This window comes from Undibacterium sp. GW821-FHT07F11 (genome assembly GCF_059418665.1).
Genome location: NZ_JBWKQH010000002.1, coordinates 612,070 through 635,190 on the forward strand (window position 1 = coordinate 612,070; position 23,121 = coordinate 635,190).

The following is a 23,121-nucleotide window of genomic DNA, read 5'->3' on the forward strand; positions in this document are numbered from 1 at the left end:
CAGCCCGATATCAGTTCCATCCGCACGCACTTCGGAATTGGTGAATCATCAAATGGAATATGCGTGATCTAAACAGATAACGGTCAAAGTTCAAAAAGCTTTATGAAAAAATGCCAGATAAACCGTTTTTTATTTAAAGAAGATTCCGCTCATGGGAACTGCCATACGCACACTAAGGTCATAGCAAACTTGTGCCCGCACAGTGGTATGCTTGCAAACTATTTTATTTCAATATTCTTTAGGAAACTCTTATGCTTAAGTTGCGCTTATTATCAAGTGTTCTTATTTCTGCAGGTTTGATCAGTTGCACCAGCGTCATGGCCGCAAATGACAATGCCAGGACGACAAATAAGCATGCTGCAGCTGCGCAATCCGGGCAGCAAGAAATTACGCAAAATACGCAATTAAGCCGGCACCTGAGCCAGCAACTAAATAAGCTGGCTGACGAATATTATGAAAAACAAACCGCTTTTGACCCCATAGGCGCCACTTATAACGGTGACACCCGTTATGACGACAAACTGCCCTTGACGCTGTCTGCATCGGTCAGGGCAAAACAACTCGCCATGTGGATGGATATTGCCAGCAAACTGGCGCGCATCAAACACGAGCAATTATCAGCGGCCGATGCTGTCACCTACGACTGCCTGGACTATGAACTCAAGTCCAACCTGGAAATGGCCAAATTTGATGGTCACCTGTTACCAGTCAATCAAATGGACAATCTGCCTGTCACCCTGGCCCATTTTGCGTCTGGACAAAGCGCACAACCCTTGAAGACCGTCAAGCAATACGAAGTCTTCTTACGCCGCCTGGCGCAATTACCGGTATGGATGAACCAGGCCACAGACAATATGCGGGAAGGTATGAAGCGCGGCATCGTCTTGCCAAAGGCACTGGTCAATTCTACCCTGCCCCAGTTTGCGCAACTGGTGACCGATAAGGTGGAGGATCATGCCTACTTTGCGCCAGTCAAGAATTTTCCAGACAATTTCAGTGAGGCAGATAAGCAACGCCTGAGCAAGGCATACAAACAGGCGCTGACAACTAAAGTCTTGCCTGCATTGCGCCAGTTTAATCAATTCCTGTCGCAAGATTATCTGGCTGCCAGTCGCAGCAGCAGTGGTTTTGGTGCCTTGCCGGGTGGCGACACATGGTATCGAGCACTGGTACGCGACCAGACCACGACCAATCTCGAACCGGAAACCATACATGCCATAGGTTTGAAAGAAGTGGCACGCATACAAAATGAATTTGTCGCCCTGGGTCCAAAACTGGGCTACACCGGTGATCCGGTGGGCTTGCCTGCCTGGATAGATACGCAAAACCAGTATCGTCCCTACAAGACTGAGGCAGAAGTATTGGATGGTTACCGGCAGATAGAAAAAATGGTCAAGGCCAAATTGCCAGAACTGTTTAACAAGATGCCAAAAGCGGCGCTCGACATTCGCGCCGAACCGGAAATCAGCAAGCAGACAGCATCTGACCATTACACCCAGCCTGCCTTTGATGGCTCGCGTCCGGGCGTATTCTGGGCTGTCATTAATAATCCTGCAGACTACAGTACCACTGGCATGAAAACCCTGTACCTGCATGAAGGGCAGCCGGGTCATCATTTCCATTTAGCAACATCACAGGAACTCGACATCCCAAAATTCCGCAAGTTCGGTGGTAATAATGCCTATACCGAAGGCTGGGCCCTGTATGCAGAAACCCTGGGCAAAGAAATGGGTTTGTTTGAAAACGACCCCAGCGCCTACCTTGGCCATCTGACGGATGAACTCTTGCGTGCCACCCGGCTCGTGGTGGACACCGGTTTGCATTCCAAGGGCTGGACGCGTGAACAGGCCATCCAATACCAGCAATCCACGCTGGGTTATAGCGAAGCCGCCTCACGTCAGGCAACCGAGCGCTATATGGCCTGGCCGGGTCAGGCTCTGGGCTACAAGATAGGTTCACTGAAAATCGTCGAACTCAGGCAAAAAGCCAGCGCAGCTTTGGGCAAGCGCTTTGATTTGCGCCAATTCCATGACGTGATACTCAGCGATGGCACCCTGCCGCTGGCCTTATTGGAAGCCAAAGTGAACAAGTGGATAGACAGTCAAAAGACAAATTGAGCGAGTTTGGATTTATTTTCCATCGCTTGATTGACCTGCATCACTATCTGAAGCAGAATGAAATCTCATGACTTCATTCTGCAAACATTATCAATGAATGTGACGCCACGCTGAATTTGTTAATCAACAAACAAGTGCAGTGTTGACCGATAGGGTGCGGTTTGCGCCCACCATATGTTTGTTTAACTTGTGCAAAAGACACCTGCGATGAATAAAATCGATGCGCTTAACAGCATAGCTGAACAAGCCAAACGGGGGGAGTTGGTTTTCCCTACGAATGTGGCGGCTTCCCTGAAGCTGCAACAAACGCTGGATGATCCTGATTGCAGTATAGATACTGCAACAAAGTTAGTCCTGAATGAGCCCTTCCTGGCCGCCCGCATGGTGGCCATTGCCAATTCTGCTGCTTACAACCGTGGCAATGATGTCACCAATGTCAAGGCTGCCATCAGCCGGCTGGGCTTTCGCACCCTGCGTGCCGTGGTTGCTTCGCTGGTCGTGCGCCAACTGGCTGGCAGCAGCAAAAACAAGCAACTTCAAGTCATGACGAATAAGCTCTGGGAACACACTGCCCAGGTTGCGGCCCTGTCACAAGTCATCGCCAGGCGCATCACCAAGCTAGACCCTGATACCGCCATGTTTGCCGGTATCGTCCATGAGGTGGGCAATTTTTACCTCTTGTCACGGGTGGATGAGTTTCCCTCATTGCTGGAACGTGATGAGCCAGCACCAGATTCCAGCGTCGATGATTTACCATCCTTTTCTGACACGATCATAGACCGCGAATCGTCCGAAGCGCAGATAGGCGGTGCCGTCATCAAGAGCCTGATGCTGCCGCAAGCAGTGGTGGAAGCCGTTGAAGCTCTCTGGTTTGGTCTGCGCGCCATGCCCCCTGAAACCCTGGGCGACACGCTGCTGCTGGCTAATGAACTTGCTACCACGCATTCGCCTATGGATATCCATTCTTATGCCGAAGAGTCAGAACAGTATTCTTCAGAAATCGATTTTGTTGTAGGCGATGGCACGCTCAATAGTATTTTGGAAGAGTCAGAAGAGGAAGTGAAAACCCTGGCTGCGGCGCTGCAGCTCTGAACATGTTCATGTAAACAACAAAAGGGAGCAAATACTCCCTTTATTTTTTTAGCTTACCAATTTCGAAACTTTCAAGCAGTCAGTGCCGCCTGGATTTGCTGCAAGGAAGACGGATCTTCGATCGTTGTCAAATCCCCAGCTTCTCGCCCCTCGCAAATCGCCTGTATGGAACGGCGCAGTAACTTGCCGGAACGGGTTTTCGGCAGCATGCTGACGAAATGCACGCGTGATGGTCTCGCGACAGCACCAAGCTGCTTGTCAACCACGCTCATGACCTCGGCCTCCAGTGCCCGCTTTTGTTCCGGCGTTTCTGCAAGTTCAGGTTTTTTGAGTATGGCAAACGCGACTGCCACCTGTCCCTTGAGCTTGTCTTCAACGCCTACGACAGCCACTTCAGAAATTTGCGGGTGGCTGGAGATACTTTCTTCTATCTCGCGTGTACCCAGCCTGTGTCCCGCAACATTGATGACATCGTCAGTACGACCCAGGATGAAGTAATAGCCGTCAGCATCCCTGATGCCCCAGTCAAAGGTGGAATACAACTGCTCGTGAGAGAAATTGGACCAGTAAGTATTGACGAAGCGCTGGTCATCGCCATACACGGTTTGCATGCAACCGGGCGGCAACGGACCTTTGATGGCAACCACACCTTTTTCATTGGCGGCACATTCTGCGCCCGTGTTTTCATTAATGATGCGCACGTTATAACCATACATGGCAATGCCAGGGCTGCCCAGACGGGTGGCAGTCTGCTCCACACCTCGTGCCACGGTCAAAATGGGCCAGCCAGTTTCAGTCTGCCAGTAATTGTCGATAATGGAGACACCCAGTTCATTGGCGATCCAGCTTGAGGTGGTTTCATCAAGCGGCTCGCCTGCCAGGTACAGGGCTTTGAGTGAAGACAAATCATATTTGCGCATCAGCTCAGATGGGTGCTTCTTGAGTACACGCACAGCAGTCGGTGCTGAGAACATGCGCGTGACCTTGTATTTCTCAACTATGCTCCACCAGATTCCCGCATCAGGGCGTATCGGCGTGCCTTCATACATGATGGTGGCCATACCAGCAATCAGCGGGCCATAAACAATATAAGAGTGGCCGACCACCCAGCCTATGTCTGATGTCGCAAAATAGGTTTCACCTGGATTGCCACAGAAAATATGCTTCATCGACGACGCCAGTGCCACTGCATAACCGCCAACATCACGCTGCACGCCCTTGGGTTTGCCCGTCGTGCCTGAAGTGTACAAGACATAGGATATGGTATTGGATTCCAGCCAGGTCACAGGCACCTGAGCATCCATATGCTGCGCTCTTGCAGCCGCATAATCAACATCACGCCCGGCCACCAGTTGCATGGCATCAAGGCCGCGGTCTACCAGCAAGACATGTGCAGGCTTGTGTTCAGCCAGGGTGATGGCTTCATCCAGCAAGGGTTTGTAAGGCACAGCCTTGCCACCACGCATACCCGCATCTGCTGATACCACCAGCACAGGCTTGGCATCATCAATACGTGTGCCCAGGCTCTTGGAAGCAAAGCCACCAAATACGACAGAATGCACAGCCCCTATGCGGGCGCAGGCCAGCATGGCAAAGGCTGCTTCGGCAATCATGGGCATATAAATCAAGACCCTGTCGCCCTGCTTCACACCCAGGCCTAGCATGATAGCTGCCATGCGTTGCACTTCTGCGTGCAGCTCGGCAAAGCTATAAGTTTTTTCAGTATTGGTTTCGGTAGAAATCGCGATTAGCGCAGGCTGGTCTGCCTGGGTAGCCAGCCAGCGATCGACTGCGTTATGACAGAGATTGGTTTCACCACCCACATACCATTTGGCAAATGGCGGCTTGCTATGGTCGAGTACCTTATCATAAGGCTTGTGCCAGTCTATCAACTGCGCTTCTTTGGCCCAGAACCCTTGCGGGTCTTGTATAGATTCCTGATAAAACGCTGCGTAGGTCATGCTGTCTCCTTCGATATCACAAAATGTTCTTAACATTCGCGTCGGCCCTGAGCATTAATTATTATTTTTGGACAGTGGCACTGGCACGTGGCGAGGCCTGCACTTTCACGTGCATAAAGCTACTTCGTTTCAAATCCAAAATTTTGTCAGTTTGAGGGTACGCGTACCCAACCTTCCATCAGCACGCGCGCACTGCGACTCATGATGGCCTTGGTAACACTCCATTCGCCATTGACTTGCGTAGCTTCTGCCCCTACCCGTAAAGTGCCGGATGGATGGCCAAAACGCACCGCAGTACGAGCGCCACCGCCAGCCGCCAGATTCACGAGTGTGCCTGGTATCGCAGCAGCAGTACCTATGGCCACGGCTGCAGTACCCATCATAGCGTGGTGCAGCTTGCCCATGGACAGGGCACGTACCAGCAAATCGATATCAGCCACCTGGACTTGCTTGCCACTGGACGACGTGTAGTCAACAGCCTTGGCAACAAAGGCCACCTTGGGCGTATGCTGGCGTTGTGCCGCTTCAGAGATATCCTTGATCAGCCCCATGCGCAATGCGCCATGTGCACGTATGGTTTCAAACATTGCCAGCGCCTTGGCATCACCGTTAATGGCATCCTGCAATTCCGTCCCGGTATAGCCTATGGCATCGGCATTGATGAAGATCGTGGGAATGCCGGCATTGATCATGGTCGCTTTGAGCGTACCCACACCTGGCACGTCGAGATCATCGACCAGGTTACCGGTCGGGAACATGGAGCCGCCAGCACCCTCTTCATCGGCTGCCGGGTCCATGAATTCCAGTTGTACTTCTGCTGCTGGAAAAGTCACTCCATCGAGTTCAAAATCGCCAGTCTCCTGCACTGCTCCTTCAGTCACAGGAACATGAGCAATGATGGTCTTGCTGATATTCGCCTGCCATATGCGGATGGTGGCGATACCGTTTTGAGGTACACGTTCAGCATCCACCAGACCAGCGCTGATGGCAAAGGCACCGACTGCGGCAGACAGGTTGCCGCAATTCCCGCTCCAGTCTACAAAGGCCTTGTCTATAGCGACCTGGCCAAACAGATAATCAACATCATGGTCAGGCTTGCTGCTTTTCGAGAGGATGACAGTCTTGCTTGTGCTGGAAGTTGCACCGCCCATGCCATCAATCTGTTTGCCATAAGGGTCGGGGCTGCCTATCACACGCAGCAGCAAAGCATCGCGTGCTGCACCTGGCTGTTGCGCAGCCTCAGGCAAATCCTGCAGGCGGAAAAACACGCCCTTGCTGGTGCCGCCACGCATATAGGTCGCCGGGATTTTGATTTGTGGGAGATGGGCCATATACTTCTCTTTAAAATTTCTCTTTTTAATTCAAATCAAATCCAGCACTTTTCTATCAAGAAAAGCACTGGAAATATATCGCATGAAACTTACGCAGCCTTGACAGATTCCAGGAAGTCTTGCGCAAAACGCTGCAAGACACCACCAGCTTCGTAAATAGATACTTCTTCTGCCGTATCGAGGCGGCACAGCACAGGCACCGCCACAGATTCACCATTCTTGCGGTTGATGATCAGGGTCAGGGTTGCGCGTGGCATGCGCTCGCCTATGACGTCAAAGGTTTCTGTGCCGTCTATGTTCAGCGTCAGGCGGTTCACGCCTGGCAAGAACTCCAGTGGCAAAACGCCCATGCCAACGAGATTGGTGCGGTGAATGCGCTCGAAACCTTCAGCAACAATCACTTCTACACCCGCCAGGCGCACACCCTTGGCTGCCCAGTCACGCGAAGAGCCCTGGCCATAATCAGCACCGGCAATCACGATCAAAGGCTGTTTGCGTTCCATATAGGTTTCTATGGCTTCCCACATGCGGGTAACCGTGCCTTCTGGTTCTATGCGGGCCAGTGAACCTGCCTTGACCTTGCCATCAACGATGACCATTTCATTCTTCAAAGTCGGGTTGGCAAAGGTGGCACGCTGAGCAGTCAGATGGTCACCGCGGTGGGTTGCGTAAGAATTGAAATCTTCTTCTGGCAAACCCATCTTGGCGAGATATTCACCAGCAGCACTGTCGAGCATGATGGCATTCGATGGCGACAGATGGTCGGTCGTGATGTTGTCACCCAATACTGCCAGTGCACGCATGCCCTTCATGCTGCGCGCGCCTGCCAGTGCGCCTTCCCAATACGGTGGGCGGCGGATATAGGTCGTCTGTGGACGCCAGTCATACAGTGGGCTGACTTTTTCACCATCATCTGCCTGCTTGGCAAACATGGGGATATACACTTTACGGAATTGCTCAGGCTTGACGCTGGCTGCAACCACGGCGTCAATCTCTTCATCCGTAGGCCAGATATCTTTCAAGGTCACCGGCTTGCCTGCCGCATCCAGACCCAGTACATCTTTCTCAATATCAAAACGGATAGTGCCAGCAATCGCATAAGCAACTACCAGTGGTGGCGAAGCGAGGAAAGCCTGTTGTGCATACGGATGGATACGACCATCGAAATTACGGTTACCCGACAACACAGCCGTCGCATACAAATCACGGTCTATGATTTCTTTCTGGATGACAGGATCAAGCGCGCCCGACATGCCATTGCAGGATGTGCAGGCATAGGCCACCACGCCAAAGCCCAGTTGCTCCAGCTCAGGCATGAGATTGGCTTCTTCGAGGTACAGGGTCACTGCCTTGGAACCAGGTGCCAGTGAACTCTTGACCCAGGGTTTGCGGGTAAGTCCAAGTTTGTTGGCATTGCGTGCCAGCAAACCGGCAGCCACCATATTGCGCGGGTTATTGGTATTGGTGCAGCTGGTAATCGCAGCGATGATGACGGCACCATCAGGCATGAGGCCAGGCTCATTTTCTACCGTGCCGCTGATGCCACGCGCTGCCAGTTCTGAAGTAGGCACACGCTTGTGCGGGTTAGATGGGCCAGCGATATTGCGCACGACGGAAGACAGGTCAAACTTCAGTACGCGCTCATATTCAGCATTCTTCAGGGTATCTGCCCACAGGCCTGTTTCTTTGGCATAGGTTTCTACCAGCTTGACGAGTTCATCATCACGGCCTGTGAGTTTCAGGTATTTGATGGTTTGCTCATCAATGTAAAACATCGCCGCGGTGGAACCAAATTCAGGTGCCATATTGGAAATCGTTGCGCGGTCACCCAGGGTCAGGTGGGATGCACCTTCGCCATAAAATTCCAGATAGGACGATACGACTTTTTGATTGCGCAAGAATTCTGTCAATGCCAGCACTGTATCTGTTGCGGTGATACCTTCCTGCGGTTTACCTGTCAGCTCTACACCGATGATATCTGGCAAACGCATCCAGGATGCACGACCGAGCATGACGCTTTCCGCTTCCAGGCCACCGACGCCAATCGCAATGACGCCCAGCGCATCGACCATGGGTGTATGGCTGTCTGTGCCGACCAGGGTATCTGGATAGGCTACGCCATCAGTCACCTGCACGACTGGCGACATGCGTTCCAGATTGATCTGGTGCAGGATGCCATTGCCAGGCGGGATCACATCAACATTCTTGAATGCCTTCTTGGTCCAGTTAATGAAGTCAAACCTGTCTTCATTGCGCCTGTCTTCAATCGCACGGTTTTTGTCGAAAGCGTCGGGATCAAAACCACCGCATTCAACCGCCAGCGAATGATCGACCACCAGTTGGGTAGGTACAACGGGATTCACCAGCGCCGGGTCGCCACCTTGCAGGGCAATCGCATCGCGCAAGCCAGCCAGATCAACCAACGCAGTCTGGCCCAGAATGTCATGGCAAACTACGCGCGCCGGGAACCATGGAAAATCCAGGTCGCGCTTGCGTTCTATGAACTGGCGCAATGAATCAGTCAGCGTAGCCGGGTCGCAGCGGCGCACCAGGTTTTCTGCCAGTACGCGAGATGTATATGGCAGCTTGTCATACGCGCCTGGCACGATGGCATCTACTGCTTCACGTGTATCAAAGTAGTCCAGAGTAGTGCCAGGTAGTGGCTTGCGGAATTGAGTATTCATGGCTCGCTATTTTTTAAATATTAGTATTTGGTGTTCAGGGCAGTTCAAGGTGATTCAGAGCAGTTCAGAGTTGCAATTTGAAGCCTTCATGTGATGCTGTGAAGCCCATGCTTCCATAGAACCTATGCGCCTGTATGCGTTTCTTGTCGCTGGTCAGTTGCACCAGCTGGCAACCGCGCTCACGTGCCAGAGCTATAGCTTGCTCGATGAACCAGTGGCCTATGCCCTGCCCGCGCAGATAGCCATCGACCCGCACGCTTTCTATCATGGCGCGGGTAGAACCTTTCCTGCTCAGACCAGGGATGAAAGTGACCTGCTGCATGGCGATGATGCGACCATCCAGTTCCGCCACCATGAGAAACTGATTGTCATCGGCTGTTATACGCTCAAAAGCTTCGGCATAACATGCGTCCTCCGAGCCTACGCCTTCACGGTTCTTGCCAAGATCATCATCGGCAATGAGTTCCAGCAGGCGCGGCAGATCTTGCCTCGCAGCGCGTCTGGTGCTGAGTCTGGACAGATCTGCCTGCACTTTCATATTGCAACCTCTGCTTACTTACGTTTATTCAAAGGAACAAATTTCAGATCTTCGGGGCCAACATAGTTGGCACTAGGACGAATAATCTTGTTATCGATACGCTGTTCTATAATGTGTGCCGCCCAGCCTGAAGTACGGGCAATCACGAACAAAGGCGTGAACATGGCAGTCGGCACGCCCATCATGTGGTAAGACACAGCAGAGAACCAGTCCAGGTTAGGGAACATTTTTTTGATATCCCACATCACGGTTTCCAGACGTTCAGCAATATCAAACATCTTCATTGCGCCAGCTTCTTTGGACAGGCTGCGCGCCACTTCCTTGATGACTTTGTTGCGTGGATCAGAGATGGTGTACACAGGATGACCGAAGCCGATCACGACTTCCTTGTTTTCTACACGTTTCTTGATATCTGCTTCTGCTTCATCAGGATTGTCGTAACGCTTCTGGATTTCAAATGCGACTTCATTTGCGCCGCCATGCTTAGGACCGCGCAAGGCACCAATCGCGCCAGTGATGGCGGAATACATGTCTGAACCTGTGCCAGCGATGACGCGGCCAGTAAACGTGGACGCATTGAATTCATGTTCTGCATACAGGATCAGCGACGTATGCATGGCTTTTTCCCACGATGCGCTTGGTTTTTCACCATGCAGCAGATGCAGGAAATGGCCGCCTATGGATTCATCATCAGTTTCAGTTTCTATGCGTTTGCCATTATGGCTATAGTGGTACCAGTACAGCAGCATGGAACCCAGCGAAGCCATCAGACGGTCAGCGATATCGCGTGCGCCAGGGTTATTGTGATCATCTTTTTCTGGCAATACGCAGCCCAGTGCAGAAACACCAGTTCGCATGACATCCATAGGGTGAGATGATGCAGGCAACCATTCCAGTGCTGCCTTGACATTCGCTGGCAGGCCGCGCAGGGCTTTCAGCTTGGCCTTGTAGCCGCGCAATTCTGCGACGGTAGGCAATTTGCCATGGACCAGCAAATGGGCAATTTCTTCAAACTCGCAGGCGTCAGCCACGTCCAGGATATCGTAGCCGCGATAATGCAGGTCATTACCGGTTTTGCCTACGGTACACAGGGCTGTATTACCAGCAGTAACGCCAGACAGGGCGACGGATTTCTTAGGTTTGAAAGGAACTGCTTCAGTCATGATTATTTCTCCAGAGGTTCATATTCAAGGCTGTTCCCATCCGCCAGCTTGATGTGGCACAAGGGTGGGACAGCTTATATCATTATTATTTGGCTTTTTGCTGTGCGAACAGTGCATCCAGCTTTTGTTCAAAGTCGTGGTAATTGATGCGCTCGTACAGTTCCATACGGGTTTGCATGGTATCGACAACATTCTTTTGCGTACCATCACGACGTATCGCGCCATAGACGTTTTCTGCCGCCTTGTTCATGGCACGGAAAGCTGACAAAGGATACAAGACCAGACCTACATCCACCGCTGCCAGCTCTTCGACGGAGAACAGGGGCGTCGCACCAAACTCGGTAATATTTGCCAGGATAGGTACTTTGACGGCATTGGCAAATTGCTTGTACATCGCCAGCTCAGTAATCGCTTCCGGGAAAATCATGTCAGCACCAGCTTCTACGCATGCCAAAGCGCGGTCTATTGCGGCTTCCAGACCTTCAACTGCCAGCGCATCAGTACGCGCCATGATGACGAAGTTGTCGTCAGTACGCGCATCTACGGCAGCTTTTACGCGGTCTACCATTTCCTGCTTGCTGACGATTTCCTTGCCAGGACGATGGCCGCAACGCTTGGCACCTACCTGGTCTTCGATATGGATGGCAGCAGCGCCAAACTTGATCATGGATTTGACAGTGCGTGCCACATTGAAGGCAGATGAACCGAAGCCGGTATCTACATCGACCAGCAAAGGCAGATCGCAAACGTCAGTAATGCGGCGTACATCGGTCAGGACATCGTCAAGATTGGAAATGCCCAAATCAGGCAAACCCAGGGAACCGGCAGCGACGCCGCCGCCAGAAAGGTAGATCGCCTTGAAACCGGCACGTTTAGCCAGCAAGGCATGGTTGGCATTGATTGCACCGACGACTTGCAGCGGGGATTCTTCCTGCATCGCCTTGCGGAAGGCGGCACCTGCGGAGTATGTACTCATGTGTATGCTTTCAGGTTAATGAACAGATTCTGGGTTGCATATTGCAATCGGCGTGCCAGCCTGAGGATGACAAAGACATTTCCTTGTCAACCTCATATAAATCAAACACTTATTTTCTTTTAGGGCAGAACAAAGTCTGTGCATGACTTCAATTTTGTTTCATAATACCGTTTCATATTGAGAATCGAAACATCAGTTGAAACATTAATGAAACATCCACCGACAATACGCGATAATCAGGACAAGCCAGTCATCTGGACGGTGTCCATCTCACGCCTGTTCGACATGTTCCGCGACATCATGGTCGAATACGATGTCAGTGCTGACATAGAGCCCATACACATGGGTTTCGAAGAAGCTGCCCAATATCTGAAAGAACGTCTGCAAACCGAGAGGTGCGATGCAGTCATCGCCGCAGGGTCGAATGGAGCCTACCTCAAGAACCGCCTGCCAGTCCCGGTCGTCATCGCCAAGGCCAGCGGCTTTGATGTCATGCAGGCGCTGGCCAGGGCGCGCAAGGTGTCGCCTGCCATAGGCCTCATCAATTACCAGGAGACCATGCCTGAGCTGACGGATTTCAAAACGACTTTCGGCTTCCCGCTGGAGCAGCGTACCTATGTGACCGAAGAAGATGCGCGTGCCCAGATCAGTGAACTTAAAGCAGGTGGGATCAAGGTCATTGTCGGTGCCGGACTGATCACCGACCTGGCTGAAGAAGCAGGCTTGACTGGCATTTTCATGTATTCCGCGACGTCAATACGACAAGCCTTTGACGACGCGCTCGAAATCGCCCGTCTGACACGGCTGGAATCTGCCCGCGGACGGCATCACCCTGCAGCTGAATCACTACGCGCCAAGCATGGTCTGAATGATTTGCGGGGTGACTCCGCCCTTATGCAAGCCACCCGCAAGTCCATCGCCTTATTTGCACGTTCCCCGGCAACGGTGTTGTTACAAGGTGAAACCGGGACTGGCAAGGAATTGGCGGCTCAGGCACTACACAGGGAAAGCACACGGGCGCGCCAGCCCTTCGTCGCCGTAAATTGCGGTGCCATCGCTGAAAGCTTGCTGGAATCTGAATTATTTGGCTATGAAGAAGGTGCTTTTACCGGTTCCAAGCGTGGCGGCCACGCCGGTTTATTTGAAATTGCCCACAGAGGCACGGTATTCCTGGATGAAATCGGTGAAATGCCGCTGACTTTGCAAACCCGGTTATTGCGCGTACTTGAAGAGCGCGAGATCAATCGTGTGGGCAGCATGCGCCCCATACCTGTAGATGTACGCATTATCAGCGCCACTCATTGCGATCTGGAAAGCAAGGTAAAAGAAGGAAAGTTTCGTGCTGACCTGTATTTTCGTCTGGCCGTATTGCGTCTGCATCTGCCTGCATTAAGGCAGCGCCCCGACGATTTGCTGCCCCTTGCTGAATGGTGCCTCAAACATGCACTGGCAGCCATGGGTGTCAGGCCACACGCCAATCTGCATGCGGAAATAGGTAGTTGCGTCACGCTGCTACAAGACTACAACTGGCCAGGAAATGTAAGAGAATTACGTAATCTCATGGAACGTCTGGCTCTGTTTTTGGCAGCAGAGCCGCTGCAAGCCCTGACACCGGGCTTCGTCGCAAAAATCCTGCCTGAACTGGATCTGCATCAGTCACCGGCAGATACTGCAAATACATTCATCAATTCAGCCCGCAATTTACCTGCGCCAGAGTCAATGGATTCCGTCATGGAAAGGTTCAATCACAACCGCGAAGCGGCTGCGGACTATCTGGGGATCAGCAGAACGACTTTGTGGAGACGCCTGAAGCAAAAAGCGTAATCATTTGAAACATTAATTGATCATCTGAACCACGAATTTTGTGCCTCACTAAGGTAGAATGAATTTACGCTGTCACTCACAATCTTTGGGTGCAATTATCTTGCATAAAATATATTATGAAAAAACTACTTATTGTTGACGATAGTAAAGTTTCTCGCATGGTGATCCGTGCGCACGTCAAAGCAGTGCATCCAGACTGGGAATTTTTTGAAGCTGGCAATGGCGAAGAAGCCATCAAGTCAGTCATAGAGAACAAACCAGACTTTTGCACCATGGACATCAATATGCCGGGCATATTGGGAACTGATGCTGCTGAGCAAATCTTGCAGCAACATCCTGGTGTACGCATCGCCATTTTTTCGGCGAACGTACAAGACACCATGCAAAACAGGGCCACCTCCATAGGTACCATCTTCGTGGCTAAACCAGTTACTGAGAAGTCCATCACTATCGTTCTCAATTATTTCGCGAGCTGAAAATGAATTCCCTGACCGAACTTCATCTCGATGCACTAAGCGAGGTATTCAATGTCGGTGCTGGCAGGGCTGCTGCCAGCCTCAGCGACATTGTCGGTGAAGAAGTTCGCCTGTCAGTCCCTTCAGTTGAAATCCGCAAATCCTCAGAGATTGATGTCTCGTCCATGGGTTTGCAAAATGATCGCTTTGGTGCGGTACACCAGACCTTCAGCGGCTCTTTTGAAGCTGAAGCCATACTGCTGTTCACTGAAGAACATGCGCTGAAAATCGTGCGCGACATGATGGGCTCGCAAATCAGCCTGGAAGATCTGGCCGAGTTTGAACAGGAAGCCATGTGTGAGCTGGGCAATATCATCCTTAATGCCTGCCTGTCGGCCATGGCAGATATGTTGAATATACCGCTGAATTGCTCTCTGCCGGATTACTCTGTGGCCAGTACGGAAGAAATCTTCCGCCGTGTCAGCAATGATCTACAGCAACCCTATGTTCTGCTGCTACATATTGACCTCGCGATTGAGAGCCGGCATTCTGAAGGGCATTTGATTTTCTTGCTGAGTTCCACTTCCCTGACAGATTTGGTGACGCAGCTTGATCGCTTCCTGGGGGTAGTTTAATGGCACAGTTGATGCCTCCCTCTGCCTTCCGGGTCGATGAGATATTAAATACCATCAGCCTGGGGTTGATAGTGCTTGATACCAACCAGACCATACTTTTATGGAACGGCTGGGTAGAAAGATATAGTGGCATCCCGGCCAGCCAGGCTATAGGCAGGCAGATTTCTGAAGCTTTTGAAGAATTACCCAGCCGTGCGATCCTGAGTGCAATCACCAATACCCTGAGCTATGGCTTACCAGTGGTCTTGTCGAATGCCTTGCACCGTTCACCACTGCCCCTGTTCCAACGTGGAGAACAGGATATTGAAAAAAAACGCATTGATCAATCCATCACCATCACACCAATTGCTGCAGAAGATGGCGCACGCCAGTGCCTGATACAGATCAGTGATTCAACCACGTCGATCAAACGCGAAAAAATCCTGCGTACCCACTCTGAAGCATTGAAGCGAGAAGCCACCACCGACAGTCTGACTGGCATCTATAACCGCCGCTTCTTTGATGAACACTACAAAATGGCCCTGGGCCATGCCGTGCGTCACAACGTGCCCTTGTCTGTGTTCATGGTCGACATTGATTACTTCAAGGAGTACAACGACAACTATGGTCATGTGGCGGGTGACAAGGCCCTGATACAGGTCGCCGCAGCCTTGCGCAAGCAATTGCTCAGAGCCACTGATGTACTGGCGCGTTTCGGCGGTGAAGAATTCATCCTCATGCTGCCCAACATGGCACCTGATTCTGCCATGCAGTTTGCAGAAAAACTGCGAACTGCAGTCTGGGATTTGAATATACCGCATTTTAAATCGCACATCGGCCAGCAAATCAGTGTCAGCATAGGCTTTAGCAACTACCACAAACATCCTGATGTTGATGCCAATTCCTTGCTCAAATGTGCAGATGCAGCGCTCTACGAAGCCAAGAAGGCGGGCCGCAACCAAAGTCATTATTTGCCCTTGCAGCAATTCAGCACACAAACTGCCACACCAGCAGGTACTTTACATAAATCCATCAGTCATTAACATCTGTCATTAAATACAGTCCACTAATGCAGACTGGCCATAGATTGCCCCACCCTTTCAGGAACTACTATGACTAATTTTGTTTCATGCTTTTCCGTGTCCCGCCGCCGCATGATCGTGGCCTTGGGCTTGTTGGCATTCGCAGGCATGGCACAGGCGCAGCAGATCTTGCGCGTATCTGCTATTCCTGATGAAGCACCAACAGAATTGCAGCGTAAATTCAAACCCCTGGGTGCCATGCTGGAGAAAAAGCTGGGCATGAAAGTCGAATTCATCCCCGTCACTGACTATGCAGCTTCGGTAGAAGGCCTGATCAATAAGAAACTCGACATGGTCTGGTTTGGCGGTTTCACCTTCGTACAGGCCAAGGTTCGCAGCAAAGACCAGGTGATACCGCTGGTACAACGTGAAGAAGATGAAAAATTCAAATCGGTCTTCATCACCACCGATAAAAACATCACCAAGCTCGAAGACCTGAAAGGCAAGACCTTTACCTTTGGTTCTGAATCGTCCACTTCTGGCCACCTGATGCCACGCTCTTATTTGCTGGCAGCCAAAATTAACCCTGATACGGACATGAAGCGCATCGCCTTTTCTGGTGCGCATGATGCGACTGTGGCTGCCGTGTCTGGCGGCAAGGTAGATGCAGGTGCGCTGAATATTTCAGTCTGGGAAAAACTGCTGGCGCAAGGCAAGGTCGATACCAAACTGGTCCACGTGTTTTACACCACGCCAGGCTATTTTGACTATAACTGGTCGGTACGTGCCGACATGCCTGTCGACTTGCGCAAGAAGATCACAGATGCCTTCCTGAACCTTGATCCGGCCAATCCGCAGGACAAGGAAATCCTTGACCTGCAACGTGCGACGCGCTTCATCCCTACCAAGGCTGACAACTACAAGGCCATAGAAGCGGCAGCACATAATGCCGGCCTGCTGAAGTAATGCCGGCAGCAATGTCGGTAGTAATGACTACAGTACAGCTGCGCTTGCAGCAATTGAGTGTGGCTTTTTCCGGTGCAGTACACACTGCATCGGTGGCAGGACAAGCGCAACAGCAATACATACTTGAAAATCTTGATCTGACAGTCACCCGGGGCGAGCAGATTGCCATCATAGGTCCGTCTGGTGCTGGCAAAACCACGCTGTTGCATACCCTTGCTGCTGCCCATCAGCCTGCCAATGGTCAATTCCATTTCATGGACCAGGATGTCTGGGCGCTGTCACATACGGCACGCCATGTCTTGCGCCGTCACCTGTTCCTGGCACCACAAACACCGCCACTGCCTGCACGCCAGCGCGTCGTCACGGCGGTGCTGGCCGGCCGCCTGCCGCACTGGACACTGGCTCAGGCCTTGCGCAATCTTATCAAGCCCGCAGACCCGCTGGCTGCCTGGCAAGCCTTGCAGCGTTTTGATCTGCAACACAAGTTGTATGCCAGGGTAGATAAACTGTCTGGCGGTGAACGCCAGCGCTGCGGACTGGCACGCCTGCTATTGTCCGATGCCAGTCTCTTGCTGGTGGATGAGCCGCTTTCTGCGCTTGACCCCACGCTGGCACTGCAAACCCTGAATACCCTGCAGCAGGAAGCAAAACAACGTAAGGCAACGCTGATCTGCAGCCTGCATCAGGTGGAACTGGCTCGTCAGCACTTCCCGCGCATCATAGGTTTGCGCGCTGGTAAAGTCCTGTTCGACAGCAATAAGGTGGACGATCAGATGATCGCTGATCTGTACCGGAATACCGGCAGCACTGAGCAGCAGTCTTTGGATATGACTGCGCTGGATCAGCCTGATTTTTCTGACGCGCCCCGCTGTTTTTAAGCGCGATGACACAGCAGACAAACCATTCAGATATACAGCATGATCCCGCATGGCGCATGCGGGTGACTGTCACGCTGAGCATACTGGTGCTGCTCTGGCCCATGCTGCTGATCACTGAATTCAAACCCTGGCAACTGATCGATGCGCAAAGCCTGGGCGCGACCTGGCGTTTCCTGTCAGGCTTTTTCCCACCTGCGCATTCGACAGAATTTTTATTGATCGTACTGGAGGCAACCTGGCAAACCATCGCCATTGCCACGGCGGGCCTGACGCTGGCACTGCTGGGTGCAATCCCGATGACCCTGATCGTCAATGAGCATTTATCGATATCACGCATAGGCAGCGGACGCATGCATGGCATGGCCAGGCTGTTACGCCAGATAGTACGCTGGAAGCTGGTCTTGCTGCGCAGCGTACCGGAACTAGTCTGGGCCTTGCTGTTTGTGCGCCTGGTCGGGCTGGGGCCGACTGCGGGTGTATTTGCCATCGCCCTTACCTATGCAGGCATGCTGGGCAAGGTCTATGCTGAAATACTGGAAGCCAATGATGGCCACGCCACCGACAGCCTGTTAAGAAATGGCAGCAGCCGTCTGACGGCATTCCTGTATGGGGCCTTGCCCAATGCGGCACCAGAATTGATTTCCTACACCATCTACCGCTGGGAATGCGCCATACGCGGCTCCGTCGTCATGGGCTTTGTCGGCGCTGGCGGCTTGGGTCAGCGTATGGATGAATCGATGAAAATGTTATCTGGCGCTGAAGTGTCGACCATGCTCATCGTCTTCGTGTTGCTGGTCGGCATTGCTGACCTGACCAGTAAATTATTCCGCAAGGCGCTGGCATGAGTATGCACGATACGCACAATAACCACGACATGCCAGTCGCACCGGCGCTATTGACCCCACTCAAACTGGCATTAAGTGCGGGGATCATACTGCTGGTCATTGCCAGCTTTGTCAGCCTGAACATGGAATGGCGCGCTCTGTTCAGCGACGATGCCGCTGGTAAAACCTGGGAATTCCTGCAAGGCTTTGCACCACCTGACATCAGCCCTGCCCTGCTTAACAAAACCGCCTTCGCTTCTTTTGAAACCCTGGCCATGTCGGCATTGGGCACCCTGATTGCCGCCATCCTCGGTCTGTTGTTGGCCCTGCCAGCCAGTGGCCGCTTCGGCAGGATTGCAAAAAGCAGTACGCGATTATTTTTGAATGTGGCGCGTGCCATACCCGAACTGGTGTGGGCATCCATCATGCTGATCGCCGCCGGCCTGGGACCATTTGCCGGCACCATCGCGCTGGCCGCTCACACCACTGGTGTACTTGGCCGCCTGTTTGCGGAAGTACTGGAAAACGCCGCCCCGCAGGCTGAATCCACATTACGCCTGAACGGCGCTTCTGCCGTCAATGCCTTCCTGTACTCTACGCTGCCACAAAGCCTGCCGCAAATGCTGTCCTACACCCTGTACCGATGGGAAAACAATATCCGCGCCGCCGCCATACTCGGCGTAGTCGGTGCTGGTGGGTTGGGACAGATGTTGAAGTTTCATTTATCATTATTCCAGATGCAAACGGCAGCCACTGTCATCATCGCCATGCTGATACTGGTGGCTATGGTGGATGCATTGAGCTTTGCGATGCGACGCTGGATGATGCGTTGATTCCTTTCCAAGAGTATTCACATATATTTGACCATCATGTCTGTCTTCAAAATCCCTGAATCTTTAGAAACAACCAGGCTACAACTCAGGATGTTCAGAGAAGAGGACTGGCGTGCACTGCACGAACACTATTCTGATCCTGAATGCACGAGCTTTACTTTTCGTCGTGCCCTGACCGAAGGCGAAAGCTGGCGTGCCATGGCCAGCATGCTGGGCCATTGGCAGTTACGCGGCTATGGTCCCTATGCCATCGTTGAAAAAACTTCGGACGCCGTCATTGGTGTTGCAGGTCTATGGTATCCAAACGACTGGCCAGAACCAGAAATAAAATGGGCACTGACAAAACGCTATTGGGGCAAGGCTTATGCCAGCGAAGCGGTCCGCGTGGTACAAAGCATGGCCACAGAGTATCTGGCAGATTTGCGGCTGATCAGCTTTATCCATAGCGACAATCTGGCCTCAATAAAACTGGCACTGGCTGTTGGTGCCACGCTGGAAAGACAGGTAGAGTTCCGTGGTGGCCTGTGGCATATTTACCGCCATCCACAAAAACCGTAAACCTGCCAATGAGCCTGTCCGCCAAACCTTATCTGCAACGCATCAGCATGCGCGATGACGCTGCGATCGACTTTGACCGTTACCCCTACCATATCCCCGCAGTCAGGGAACTCGACATGCTGGAATTTCATGCCGATGTGACTTTTTTCGTCGGTGAGAACGGCGCTGGCAAATCGACAGTACTGGAAGCCATTGCCATGGCGCTGGGTTATGGGCAAGAAGGTGGGACAAAAAATGTTGCGTATCGCACTACCGAATCCGTCTCTTCACTGCATCAGAATTTGAGGCTATCGAAAAGCTTCAAAAAACCGCGTGATGGGTACTTCTTGCGTGCTGAGAGTTTCTTCAATGTTGCCACATATATGGATGAAGTTGGCTATGTCGATGGCTACGGTGGTTCGTTACATACACGCTCCCACGGTGAATCTTTCATGGCACTGTTGCTCAACAAGCTGCAAGGCAATGGCCTCTACCTGATGGACGAACCAGAAGCTGCGTTGTCACCCAACCGCCAACTGGCCGCCCTGAGCACCATACATCAACTGGTGCAGGATGGCTCGCAATTCATTATCGCCACCCATTCACCAATACTACTGTCGTATCCACACGCAAAAATTTACCAGTTTGACGGTAGTGGCATTACGGAAACCAGTTATGAAGACACGGAACACTTTGCAGTGACCCGTGACTTCCTCAACAATTATCCCAAGCGGCTGGAGCAATTGCTGGTAGATGAAGAGTAAGTAAAACCTACCAACTGATCACACAAGACAAAGCCAGCAAACCCAGGGCCAGGACAAAGTACAGTAACTGCAAAGGTATCATCCACTTCGCCCAGGTCGTCCAAGGTATGCGTGCCAGCGCCAGCACGCCAACCAGATCAGCCAGGGGTGCCATGATGGGCATGGTCAGTGCCGCCTGCCCGCTGCCGGAATGGATGAAGAAGTTGATGACAGACTGGATCACAAACATCTTGTGTGCCGCAAAGATAGGGTGAGAAGACTGCACGAAAGGCATGAGGAAGTTCAACATGGTGTCGATGATATTGGCATCACGCGCCAGTATCATGGTGCCGCGTGCCAGGGCAATCACCAGTGCCGTGGTCACCAGGTCTTTGGCACCCTGCATGAAGGCTTCGACAAAACTGTCGGCATTCAATTTGCCCACTACGCCTACCAGAATGGCCATGACCAGAAAATAGCCTGGGCAAATTCAATGTCAGTTTGAACGGTACCTATGTCATCGACTACAAGACCCGTAACACCGCTGCCAGCCAGGAAGTGAATGGTGTAGGTATCTATACCGACACCCAGGTAGTACAATGCTGGAAGCATACCCTGACGTTTGACTTTGACCGCGGCCCATGGGGTGCGACACTGCAGCAGACTTACTACCAGGCTTATCACGACCAGAATGCCCTGGCCGATGGCAGCACCCGTGACGTGCCCGCCTATGTCTTGTGGGATTTGAGTGGCAGCTATAAATTCAGCAAGGCATTCAGCCTGCGTGCAGGTATCAAGAACCTGTTGGATACCAACCCGCCACGTTCCAACCAGATATATAGCTTCATCGCTGGTTACGACCCCAGCTATACCGACCCACGCGGCCGCTTCGTCTATATCTCTGGTAACTATTCGTTTAAATAAGCAGTATCAATAATCAATTCCAAAGTAGCGCCTGCGTGAATATTAGGGACAACACTTGGTGTTGTCCCTTTTTTTAAATTCATACTCATAGTGATGATTCGAATCACTTACAATATCAAAAAATCAGGATGGAAATAATGACAATTTCTCTGGAAAATACAGGCTCGGGCTTACGTATCTTGCTCAGTTGCCTGGTTCTCTTACTTTGGCAATTACCCATGAATGCTCATGCAGAAGACAAGTCACCACAACAATCCAAAGGCTCACTCGTCATCATAGGCGGCGCCTTGCGGGTCGATAATGCCGTGGTCTGGCAGCGCATCGTGCAACAGGCTGGTGGCAAAGGCGCAAAGATTGCTGTTATACCAGCGGCAGCAGGTAGCCCGGAAAAGTCGGGGGGATTTGCAGTGGAATCCCTGAACCAGCATGGTGCCCAGGCTTTTATAATTCCCCTGTCGGTCAGACATGCGCAATTCAAGCCAGAAGATATCGTCAACAATGCCGCCTGGCTGGATAAACTCAAAGATGCCAGCGGTGTGTTTTTCACTGGCGGCGACCAGGGTCGCATTGTGCAGGCGCTGGTCAAGCCGGATGGTAGCAAGACAGCGATGCTGGAATCCATCTGGGCGCTATATCAACGCGGTGGTGTCATCGCTGGCAGCAGTGCCGGTGCTGCCATCATGAGTACCACGATGTTTTACGATGCCAAGCCTGTGCTGCCTACGCTCAAGCTTGGTGTCACTGATGGCAAGGAAATTGCTGCTGGCTTGGGTTTCATCGGCCCTGATGTATTCATAGACCAGCACCTGATCATCCGTGGCCGCTTTGCCCGCATGTTACCTGTCATGCTAAAAAAGAATTACAAGCTGGGCCTGGGCGTTGATGAAAATACAGCAATGGTAGTCAGCAACCAGGGTGACGTTGAGGTCATCGGCTATAAAGGTGCAATCCTGTTTGACCTGAGCCAGGCGACAACCGATGGAGCACAAAAGAATTTCAATATCAGCAATGCCCGCATCAGCTATCTGGACCGGGGCGACCATTTCAATTTACACACCAGGACACTGACACCTTCGGCTGACAAACTGCAGCACAAACTCAATCCTGCCCAGGCTTACAATACTGACCAGCGTTTTTATCCCGATATCCTGGCCAATACGGTAGTCACCGATCTGATGTTCCATTTGATCGATGGCAAGCAGGAGCGTGCCATTGCCCTGGCTTTTGGCATGGATGCGCAGCCTGAGCTAGGTTTTGAATTCAGCTTCAGCAAAGTGGCCGAAAGCCAGGGCTACTATTCCAATGCCTCTGGCGCAGAAAGCTATACCGTACATGGTCTGCGTCTGGATATACGACCTGTGAGCATGAACCTGCCGTTTTATAAGTAAACCCAAATACAGCCTAAGTCTCCGTTAGCGGGTTGGTCTTAACACCATCCCGTGACCTGCCCTCCATCTGCACTACATCCTCTTTAATTTGTCGTTTGTTTGCAAATTCTTCCTCTCAGGCATCTGGGCTTCACTTACAATCAGACTACGGTCCTGCTCTGTATTCCCTGTACGTCGCAGGCGGGGCCGCCTGATCGCCAATTATTAAAACTATGCAGACCTGCCCACAAATGTAGGCGGATTAGCCTGAG

The 23,121-nt window shown here is 51.9% G+C and carries 21 protein-coding genes; 14 read left to right on the forward strand and 7 right to left on the reverse strand.

Annotated features, from left to right (window positions below; translation table 11 throughout):
* Positions 1 to 251 precede the first annotated feature (251 nt).
* Positions 252 to 2,117 (forward strand): DUF885 domain-containing protein, encoded by a 1,866-nt coding sequence (locus AC07OI_RS06615; protein ID WP_495256642.1) that lies wholly within the window; start codon positions 252 to 254, stop codon positions 2,115 to 2,117.
* Between the two features lie 207 nt (positions 2,118 to 2,324).
* Complete coding sequence (locus AC07OI_RS06620; protein WP_492702610.1) at positions 2,325 to 3,209, forward strand: HDOD domain-containing protein; 885 nt, start codon at positions 2,325 to 2,327, stop codon at positions 3,207 to 3,209.
* Between the two features lie 71 nt (positions 3,210 to 3,280).
* Here the strand turns inward: AC07OI_RS06620 and AC07OI_RS06625 are convergent, their stop codons facing one another.
* From AC07OI_RS06625 to prpB, 6 genes are all read right to left on the reverse strand, one after another.
* Positions 3,281 to 5,170 carry a propionate--CoA ligase gene (locus tag AC07OI_RS06625; protein ID WP_492702609.1) on the reverse strand — a complete coding sequence of 630 codons (1,890 nt, stop codon included), beginning with the start codon at positions 5,168 to 5,170 and terminating at the stop codon, positions 3,281 to 3,283.
* A 146-nt stretch (positions 5,171 to 5,316) separates the two neighbouring features.
* The gene (prpF, locus tag AC07OI_RS06630) at positions 5,317 to 6,501 is read right to left on the reverse strand and encodes a 2-methylaconitate cis-trans isomerase PrpF (RefSeq protein WP_492702608.1); all 1,185 of its coding nucleotides are present in this window, start codon (positions 6,499 to 6,501) and stop codon (positions 5,317 to 5,319) included.
* An 89-nt stretch (positions 6,502 to 6,590) separates the two neighbouring features.
* Positions 6,591 to 9,185, reverse strand: coding sequence for a Fe/S-dependent 2-methylisocitrate dehydratase AcnD (gene acnD, locus AC07OI_RS06635; RefSeq protein ID WP_492702607.1), 2,595 nt, complete (start codon positions 9,183 to 9,185; stop codon positions 6,591 to 6,593).
* Between the two features lie 64 nt (positions 9,186 to 9,249).
* A complete protein-coding gene (locus AC07OI_RS06640; RefSeq protein WP_492702606.1) occupies positions 9,250 to 9,723 on the reverse strand; it encodes a GNAT family N-acetyltransferase in 474 nt (157 codons plus the stop codon).
* Positions 9,724 to 9,737: 14 nt separating this feature from the next.
* Positions 9,738 to 10,886 (reverse strand): bifunctional 2-methylcitrate synthase/citrate synthase, encoded by a 1,149-nt coding sequence (gene prpC / locus AC07OI_RS06645; protein ID WP_492702605.1) that lies wholly within the window; start codon positions 10,884 to 10,886, stop codon positions 9,738 to 9,740.
* An 85-nt stretch (positions 10,887 to 10,971) separates the two neighbouring features.
* Complete coding sequence (gene prpB, locus AC07OI_RS06650; RefSeq protein ID WP_492702604.1) at positions 10,972 to 11,862, reverse strand: methylisocitrate lyase; 891 nt, start codon at positions 11,860 to 11,862, stop codon at positions 10,972 to 10,974.
* 207 nt (positions 11,863 to 12,069) lie between these two features.
* On the opposite strand from prpB, the gene prpR reads away from it, so the two are divergent.
* From prpR to AC07OI_RS06700, 10 genes are all read left to right on the forward strand, one after another.
* Positions 12,070 to 13,686 carry a propionate catabolism operon regulatory protein PrpR gene (gene prpR / locus AC07OI_RS06655; protein ID WP_495256643.1) on the forward strand — a complete coding sequence of 539 codons (1,617 nt, stop codon included), beginning with the start codon at positions 12,070 to 12,072 and terminating at the stop codon, positions 13,684 to 13,686.
* 116 nt (positions 13,687 to 13,802) lie between these two features.
* Entirely contained in the window at positions 13,803 to 14,162 is a 360-nt protein-coding gene (locus AC07OI_RS06660; protein ID WP_492702602.1) for a response regulator transcription factor, read from the forward strand.
* Positions 14,163 to 14,164: 2 nt separating this feature from the next.
* Positions 14,165 to 14,776 carry a chemotaxis protein CheC gene (locus AC07OI_RS06665; RefSeq protein ID WP_492702601.1) on the forward strand — a complete coding sequence of 204 codons (612 nt, stop codon included), beginning with the start codon at positions 14,165 to 14,167 and terminating at the stop codon, positions 14,774 to 14,776.
* A complete protein-coding gene (locus tag AC07OI_RS06670; RefSeq protein WP_495256644.1) occupies positions 14,776 to 15,798 on the forward strand; it encodes a GGDEF domain-containing protein in 1,023 nt (340 codons plus the stop codon). The genes AC07OI_RS06665 and AC07OI_RS06670 overlap by 1 nt, the downstream gene beginning before the upstream one ends.
* Before the next feature lie 69 nt (positions 15,799 to 15,867).
* Positions 15,868 to 16,743, forward strand: a complete 876-nt coding sequence (locus tag AC07OI_RS06675) for a putative selenate ABC transporter substrate-binding protein (RefSeq protein ID WP_495256645.1) — start codon at positions 15,868 to 15,870, stop codon at positions 16,741 to 16,743.
* 23 nt (positions 16,744 to 16,766) lie between these two features.
* Complete coding sequence (locus AC07OI_RS06680) at positions 16,767 to 17,621, forward strand: phosphonate ABC transporter ATP-binding protein (protein WP_495256646.1); 855 nt, start codon at positions 16,767 to 16,769, stop codon at positions 17,619 to 17,621.
* Between the two features lie 5 nt (positions 17,622 to 17,626).
* Entirely contained in the window at positions 17,627 to 18,466 is an 840-nt protein-coding gene (locus AC07OI_RS06685) for a PhnE/PtxC family ABC transporter permease (RefSeq protein WP_492702598.1), read from the forward strand.
* Entirely contained in the window at positions 18,463 to 19,278 is an 816-nt protein-coding gene (gene phnE / locus AC07OI_RS06690) for a phosphonate ABC transporter, permease protein PhnE (protein ID WP_495256647.1), read from the forward strand. Before AC07OI_RS06685 ends, phnE begins: the two co-directional genes overlap by 4 nt.
* 36 nt (positions 19,279 to 19,314) lie before the next feature.
* Positions 19,315 to 19,836 carry a GNAT family N-acetyltransferase gene (locus AC07OI_RS06695; protein WP_495256648.1) on the forward strand — a complete coding sequence of 174 codons (522 nt, stop codon included), beginning with the start codon at positions 19,315 to 19,317 and terminating at the stop codon, positions 19,834 to 19,836.
* Positions 19,837 to 19,844: 8 nt separating this feature from the next.
* Positions 19,845 to 20,579 carry an AAA family ATPase gene (locus AC07OI_RS06700; RefSeq protein ID WP_495256649.1) on the forward strand — a complete coding sequence of 245 codons (735 nt, stop codon included), beginning with the start codon at positions 19,845 to 19,847 and terminating at the stop codon, positions 20,577 to 20,579.
* Positions 20,580 to 20,586: 7 nt separating this feature from the next.
* Here the strand turns inward: AC07OI_RS06700 and AC07OI_RS06705 are convergent, their stop codons facing one another.
* Positions 20,587 to 21,024 (reverse strand): Na+/H+ antiporter NhaC family protein, encoded by a 438-nt coding sequence (locus AC07OI_RS06705; RefSeq protein ID WP_495256650.1) that lies wholly within the window; start codon positions 21,022 to 21,024, stop codon positions 20,587 to 20,589.
* Between the two features lie 35 nt (positions 21,025 to 21,059).
* On the opposite strand from AC07OI_RS06705, the gene AC07OI_RS06710 reads away from it, so the two are divergent.
* Complete coding sequence (locus tag AC07OI_RS06710) at positions 21,060 to 21,482, forward strand: TonB-dependent receptor domain-containing protein (RefSeq protein WP_495256651.1); 423 nt, start codon at positions 21,060 to 21,062, stop codon at positions 21,480 to 21,482.
* Between the two features lie 137 nt (positions 21,483 to 21,619).
* The gene (locus AC07OI_RS06715) at positions 21,620 to 22,870 is read left to right on the forward strand and encodes a cyanophycinase (protein ID WP_495256652.1); all 1,251 of its coding nucleotides are present in this window, start codon (positions 21,620 to 21,622) and stop codon (positions 22,868 to 22,870) included.
* The last annotated feature ends 251 nt before the right edge of the window (positions 22,871 to 23,121 follow it).